General features: G+C 73.3%; 4 protein-coding genes. 3 read left to right on the forward strand and 1 reads right to left on the reverse strand.

Features of this window, described 5'->3' with window-relative positions; translation table 11 throughout:
• Positions 1-37: 37 nt before the first annotated feature.
• Positions 38-958, reverse strand: coding sequence for a LysR family transcriptional regulator (locus D0D15_RS35320; protein ID WP_094007200.1), 921 nt, complete (start codon positions 956-958; stop codon positions 38-40).
• Positions 959-1,029: 71 nt separating this feature from the next.
• On the opposite strand from D0D15_RS35320, the gene D0D15_RS35325 reads away from it, so the two are divergent.
• The 3 genes from D0D15_RS35325 to D0D15_RS35335 are packed head-to-tail and all read left to right on the forward strand — an operon-like array spanning position 1,030 to position 4,396.
• Positions 1,030-1,728 carry a succinate dehydrogenase cytochrome b subunit gene (locus D0D15_RS35325; RefSeq protein WP_094007198.1) on the forward strand — a complete coding sequence of 233 codons (699 nt, stop codon included), beginning with the start codon at positions 1,030-1,032 and terminating at the stop codon, positions 1,726-1,728.
• Positions 1,725-3,653, forward strand: coding sequence for a fumarate reductase/succinate dehydrogenase flavoprotein subunit (locus D0D15_RS35330; RefSeq protein WP_094007196.1), 1,929 nt, complete (start codon positions 1,725-1,727; stop codon positions 3,651-3,653). The genes D0D15_RS35325 and D0D15_RS35330 overlap by 4 nt, the downstream gene beginning before the upstream one ends.
• On the forward strand, positions 3,650-4,396 hold the full coding sequence (locus tag D0D15_RS35335) for a succinate dehydrogenase/fumarate reductase iron-sulfur subunit (RefSeq protein WP_094007194.1): 747 nt from the start codon (positions 3,650-3,652) through the stop codon (positions 4,394-4,396). Before D0D15_RS35330 ends, D0D15_RS35335 begins: the two co-directional genes overlap by 4 nt.
• The last annotated feature ends 261 nt before the right edge of the window (positions 4,397-4,657 follow it).

Here is a 4,657-nt window from a genome sequence, read left to right on the forward strand (position 1 = left end):
GGGTGGAGCTGGCCGGGCGGCCTCCCCCCGCCGACACTCACCGCCCGGCCAGCTCCACCCCGGCCGGCAGCGCGCCGTCCCGGTGCAGGTCGTCCAGGTGGGCGCGCAGCGTCTCCCGGAACGCGCGGGCGGCGTTGGTCGGCGCCACGTCGGTCCGCTGGGCCAGCGCGATGGTCCGCGTCATCTCCGGCGCGGTCAGCGGCGTCCCGCGCAGGGCGGGCCGCCCGGTCAGCACCAGGCTCGGCACGACCGCCACCCCCAGCCCCACCTCGACGAACCGGAGCACGGCGTCCATCTCCCCGCCCTGCGCCGCGAACTCCGGCGTGAACCCGGCGGCGCGGCAGGCCTGCAGGGTGGTGTCGCGCAGGTCGTAGCCCTCGCGGAACATCACCATCGGCCGGCCGCGCAGCTCCTCGAGCCGGACCGCCCCGCCCAGGTCCACCCCGGCCGGCGCGGCCACCACCAGCCGTTCCCGCAGCAGCGGCACCGTCGTCAGCGCCGCCTCGTCCCCGGCCGCGATCAGCACCGCGAGGTCCAGCTCGCCGTGCGTCAGCGCCCGCACCAGGTCCTTCGACCCGCTCTCCTCCACCACCAGCTCGATGCCCGGGTACTCGCGGTGGAAGCGGTGCAGCACGTCGGCGAACACGGTGACGCACAGGCTCGGCGTCGCGCCCACCCGGACCCGGCCGCGACGCAGCCCGACCAGCTCGGCGACCTCCAGGCGGGCGGTGTCCACGTCGGCGACGATGCGCCGCGCGATCGGCAGCAGCGCCTCGCCGGCCGGGGTGAGCGTGACGTTGCCCCGCGCCCGGCTGAACAGCGGCGCGCCCAGCTCGTCCTCCAGCGCCCGCACCTGCTTGCTCAGTGAGGGCTGCGCCACATACGTGCGCTCGGCGGCGCGCGTGAAGTGCCGCGTCTCGGCCACGGCCAGGAAGTACAGAAGCTGTTGCAGCGTCATAGCCTCAGGCTATCGTCTTCAGCTCTTCGATATATTGGACGACTCGATCTCCCCGGCCGCACGCTGCCGGAGTGGCCCTTCTCGAACGCTCCTCACCACCACGACCGCGCGGCCTGTGGTCCTCGACCGTCGGGCAGAAGGCGATCATGGCCGTGACCGGCCTGTTCCTGCTGCTCTTCGTCATCGCGCACATGCTGGGCAACCTGAAGTTCTTCGTCTCCGCGGCGAGCTTCGACCACTACGCGGCCTGGCTGCGGACGATCCTGGACAGCGTCCTCGGGCACTCCGGGTTCCTGTGGGTGCTGCGCACCGGCCTGGTCGTCTGCGTCGTGCTGCACGCCGTCACCGCGGCCCGCCTGGCACGCCGCGCCCGCGCCGCCCGGCCGGTCCGCTACGCCCACCGCGGGCGCGTCCAGGGCGGCTACGCGGCGCGGACCATGCGCTGGGGCGGGGTGATCCTCGCGCTGTTCGTCGTCTACCACGTGCTCGACCTGACCACCGGTCACCTCAACCCGAACGGCGTGCCGGGCGCCGTGCACGACAACGTCACCGCCGACTTCCGGCTCTGGTACGTGACGCTGGTCTACACGCTGGCGGTGGTCGCCCTCGGATGCCACATCCGGCACGGGCTGTGGAGCGCGCTGCAGAGCCTCGGTTCCTCCGGCGCCGCGCGGCGCACCGCGCAGGGCGTCGCGCTCGGCGTGGCGGTCGTCGTCACCGCCGGGTACCTGTCCGTCCCGTTCGCCGTCGTCACCGGATTGGCCGGGTGAGCACCGTGTTCGTCGAAGGAACCCCGATCTCCGACACCCGCGCGCCGGACGTCCCGCTCGCGCAGCGCTGGGAGCGGCGGCGGTTCACCGCCCGCCTGGTCAACCCCGCCAACCGGCGGCGGCTCTCGGTCATCGTGGTCGGCACCGGGCTGGCCGGCGCGTCGGCCGCCGCGACCCTGGCCGAACTGGGCTACCGGGTTCGCTCGTTCTGCTACCAGGACAGCCCGCGCCGCGCGCACAGCATCGCCGCGCAGGGCGGGATCAACGCGGCCAAGAACTACCGCGGCGACGGCGACAGCATCCACCGGCTGTTCTACGACACGGTGAAGGGCGGCGACTTCCGGGCCCGGGAGTCCAATGTGCACCGTCTCGCCGAACTGAGCGTGCGGATCATCGACCAGGCCGTGGCGCAGGGCGTGCCGTTCGCGCGCGAGTACGGCGGGTTGCTGGACACGCGGTCGTTCGGCGGCGCGCAGGTGTCCCGGACGTTCTACGCCCGCGGGCAGACCGGGCAGCAGCTGCTGCTCGGCGCGTACCAGGCGATGGCGCGGCAGATCCACCTCGGGCGGATCGCGATGCACCCGCGCACCGAGATGCTCGACCTGGTCGTGGTGGACGGCCGGGCGCGCGGGGTCGTGGTGCGGGACCTGGTCACCGGCGAGATCTCCACGCACGTCGCGGACGCGGTGGTGCTGGCCACCGGCGGTTACGGCAACGCTTTCCACCTGTCCACCAACGCCAAGGGCTGCAACGCGACCGCGATCTGGCGCGCGCACCGGCGGGGCGCGTTGTTCGCCAATCCGTGCTTCACGCAGATCCACCCGACGTGCATCCCGGTCAGCGGCGGGCACCAGTCGAAGCTGACGCTGATGAGCGAGTCGCTGCGCAACGACGGGCGGGTGTGGGTGCCCGTCACCCCCGGCGACGCGCGGTCGCCGTCGGAGATCCCCGAGGCCGAGCGGGACTACTTCCTGGAGCGACGGTATCCGGCGTTCGGGAACCTCGTGCCGCGCGACATCGCCTCCCGCGCGGTGAAGAGCGTGTGCGACGCGGGCCGTGGCGTCGGACCCGGCGGGCGCGGGGTGTACCTGGACTTCGCGGACGCGCTTTCCCGGCTCGGGCGGGACGGCGTGGAATCCCGCTACGGCAACCTGTTCGCGATGTACGAGCGGATCACCGGGGACGATCCGTACCGGGTGCCGATGCGCATCTACCCGGCGGTGCACTACACGATGGGCGGGCTGTGGGTCGACTACGACCTGCGCAGCACGATCCCCGGGCTGTTCGTGATCGGCGAGGCGAACTTCTCCGACCACGGCGCCAACCGGCTCGGGGCGAGCGCCCTGATGCAGGGCCTCGCGGACGGGTACTTCATCCTGCCCACGACGATCGGCGACTACCTGGCCGACGGGCCGTTCCCTGCCGTGGGGGACGTGTCCGGGCCGCAGGCGGAGGTCGAGGACCGGATCGCGCGGCTGCTGGCTGTGGACGGGGACCGGTCCGCCGAGGACTTCCACCGCGAGCTGGGTGCGGTGCTGTGGGAGCACTGCGGGATGAGCCGCACCGAGGCGGGGCTGAGGAAGGCGCTGGAGCTGATCCCGGCGCTGCGGGAGGAGTTCTGGGCGCGGCTGCGGGTGCCGGGTTCGGGCGCTTCGCTGAACCAGTCGCTGGAGAAGGCCGGGCGGGTCGCGGACTTCCTGGAGCTGGCGGAGCTGATGTGCGTGGACGCGTTGCACCGCACCGAGTCCTGCGGCGGGCACTTCCGGGAGGAGAGCCGGACCGCCGACGGTGAGGCCCAGCGCGACGACGCCGCGTTTTCGTACGTGGCCGCGTGGGAGTTCACCGGGGCCGGGAAGCCGCCGGTGCTGCACCGCGAAGCCCTGTCGTTCGACCATGTCACCCCCAGTCAGCGGAGCTACTCGTGAAACTCGTGTTGAAGATCTGGCGGCAGAAGGATGCGGCCGACCGTGGCCGGCTGGTGCGGTACGAGGTGGACGACCTGTCGCCGGACATGTCGTTCCTGGAGGTGCTCGACGTGCTGAACGAGCGCCTCACCGCGGCGGGCGACGAGCCGGTGGCGTTCGACCACGACTGCCGGGAGGGGATCTGCGGGGCGTGCGGGGTCGTGATCGACGGCACGGCGCACGGTCCGCAGCGGGCGACCACGACGTGCCAGCTGCACCTGCGGCACTTCGCGGACGGGCAGACGGTGACGGTGGAGCCGTGGCGGGCGCGGGCGTTCCCGGTGGTCAAGGACCTGGTGGTGGACCGCGGGGCGCTGGACCGGATCATCGAGGCGGGCGGGTACATCACCGCACCGACCGGCAGCGCCCCCGACGCACACGCGACGCCGGTGCCGAAACCCGCCGCGGACCGCGCGTTCGAAGCCGCGGCCTGCATCGGCTGCGGCGCCTGCGTGGCGGCGTGCCCGAACGGCTCGGCGATGCTGTTCACCGCCGCCAAGACGACGCACCTGGGGATGCTGCCCCAGGGCGAGCCGGAACGGTTCCCACGGGCGGTGGCAATGGTGGCCGCGCAGGACGCGGAGGGCTTCGGCGGATGCACCAACAGCGGCGAGTGCACGGCGGTCTGCCCGAAGGGGATCCCGCTGGAGACGATCGGCCGCTTGAACCGGGACGTGCTGGGGGCGGTGTTACGGCCAGGGTGAGGTGAGGTGGGAGTGCGAAGCGGCGAAGCGGGGGCGGAGCGCAAAGCCGCGCGGAGCGCGCGAAGCACGGCGTGGCGCCGATCGAAGCGCCAGCGGCGCGGCGGCGGCGCGGTGCGCGCGAAGCGCGGCAGGGAGCGGAGCGGCAGCGCGCGAAGCGCGGCAGGGAGCGGAGCGGCAGCGCGCGAAGCGCGGCAGGGAGCGGAGCGGCAGCGCGCGAAGCGCGGCAGGGAGCGGAGCGGCAGCGCGCGAAGCGCGGCAGGG

It is taken from the genome of Amycolatopsis thermalba (assembly GCF_003385215.1).
GTDB lineage: Bacteria > Actinomycetota > Actinomycetes > Mycobacteriales > Pseudonocardiaceae > Amycolatopsis_E > Amycolatopsis_E thermalba.